Below are 1,828 nucleotides of genomic sequence, written 5' to 3'. Positions count from 1 at the left end.
GGTGCCCCTATGTCCTTCGTCAAGCTGTCGTGATGATGGCTGGCATGACGGATGAGGTGCAGGGCTCGGGCCGTGAGAGCCGCCGGGGGTGGACGCCGCTGCATTTCGCGGCGGACGAGCAGGATGCCGCGGCTGTCGGCTCTCTCCTGGCGGCGGGTGCGGGAGTGGATGTCCCCGACGAGCAGGGCAATACGCCTTTGTGGCAGGCGGTATTCACGTATCGAGGTGATGGTGCGGTGCTGTCGCTGCTGGTCAATGCCGGTGCCGATCCGGACATGGACAATTTTCACGGTGTGAGTCCGCGGCGCCTTGCCGACTGGCGTATTGGTTCAGATGCCGCGGTGCATCTCGGGGATCGTCCTGTTTCGTAGTGCAGTTTCTGCAGGTCAGGTGGCTTTGGCAGGCTGTGGCTCGTAGAAGGTTCCGTCGCGGAGCATGGCGAAGAGGACATCGGCCCGGCGTCGGGCGAGGCAGAGCAGGGCCTGAGTGTGGTGCTTGCCCTGCGCGATCTTCCTGTCGTAGTAGGCCCGCGAAGCCGGGTCGCCCAGGGCGGCGAACGCGGAAAGGAAGAAAGCCCGTTTGAGCTGCTTGTTTCCCCGCCGGGAGGGTTGTTCGCCGCGGATCGAGGAGCCCGAGTTCCGGGTCGCCGGGGCGAGACCGGCGTAAGCAGCGAGGTGGCCGGCGGTCGGGAAGGTGCTGCCGTCGCCGACCTCGATGAGGATCCTGGCCCCGGTCCTGACGCCGACTCCCGGCAGCGACGTCAGGACCTTCGAAAGAGGGTGGGCCGCCAGTAGTTCCTCGATCCGCCCGGCCAGCAGCTTGCGCTGGTCGAGGACGGTGCTGAGGGAGGCGGCGAGGCTCGGGACGATCAGCGCGGCCGCGTCGGTGCCGGGGACAGTGACGCTTTGTTCGTCCAGAGCGGTGAAAATGTCCTCGACGAGTCGCTCGGCCAGCCGCGGTGCCTTCGGCCGCAAAAGGGTGAGCAGTCGGCGTCGGCCAGCTTTGCGGATCTGGGCCGGTGACCCGAACCGTTCCAGGAGCGTGAGGACGGCCGGGTGCTGGAGCCGAGGCCCCAGCACCCGTTCCAGGGAGGGGTGGATCTGGGTCAGCAGGCCGTGCAGCCGGTTGGTGACCCTGGTGGCTTCGCCGGCCAGGTCGTCGTCGAAGCCCACGATCATCTCCAGCTCGGCGATAGTCTCGTCCTCGCCGGCGATGGCCCGCAGGGTGTGGGGCATCGCGCGGGCCGCGTCAGCGATGATGAACGCATCCCTCGCGTCTGTCTTGGCCTCACCTGGATAGAGGTCGGCGATCCGTCGCATCGTCAGCCCCGGAAGATAGGCGACCGGGCAGCCCATCTCTCTCGCGACAGCCAGCGGCAGTGCCCCGATCGAAGCCGGCTGGTCGACCACCACCAGCACCGTTCCGTGCTTGGCCTGGAGCTTGCTGAAGAGTTCGCGGAGCTTGGGCTCGGTGTTGGGCAGGCGTTTGTCGAACGCTTTCTTCCCGGCCGGTGTGACGGCGGTGGCGTGGTGTTCGCCCTTGCCGACGTCCAGGCCGAGGAAGACGTCGATGTCGCCGGTGTCGATCACGTGCAGGCCCCTCCATCACGCTTTCGTCCGGCCTGCCAGGGCACCGAGCTGCCACATCCACGTTACGGAGAGCTCTTCCGGATCGGGTGAAGCCGGTGCTCAAGCCCCTCATCAGCGGTCCGTCGATGCCTTCAGACCCGGTGACACCACCCCCCGGATCATCAACAACAGGAGGGGGAAGTCATGCCGGACCCGAAGGCCGGAGGCCCCATTGCGGAGCCACGAAAAAGGTAACGGGG

General features: G+C 66.9%; 2 protein-coding genes. One reads left to right on the top strand and one right to left on the bottom strand.

The features are described 5' to 3' along the window. Positions 1-371 (top strand): ankyrin repeat domain-containing protein (locus IE318_RS44290; RefSeq protein WP_229904222.1); only part of this gene is annotated, 371 nt, incomplete at its 5' end. Positions 372-386: 15 nt separating this feature from the next. On the opposite strand, the gene IE318_RS44285 is transcribed toward IE318_RS44290, so the two are convergent. Further along, positions 387-1,589 carry an IS110 family RNA-guided transposase gene (locus IE318_RS44285; RefSeq protein ID WP_373311453.1) on the bottom strand — a complete coding sequence of 401 codons (1,203 nt, stop codon included), beginning with the start codon at positions 1,587-1,589 and terminating at the stop codon, positions 387-389. Positions 1,590-1,828 lie beyond the last annotated feature (239 nt).

The sequence above is a fragment of the Streptomyces spiralis genome (assembly GCF_014654675.1).
GTDB classification, from domain to species: Bacteria; Actinomycetota; Actinomycetes; order Streptomycetales; family Streptomycetaceae; genus Streptomyces; species Streptomyces spiralis.
This window is presented reverse-complemented; position numbering and strand designations above follow the sequence as displayed.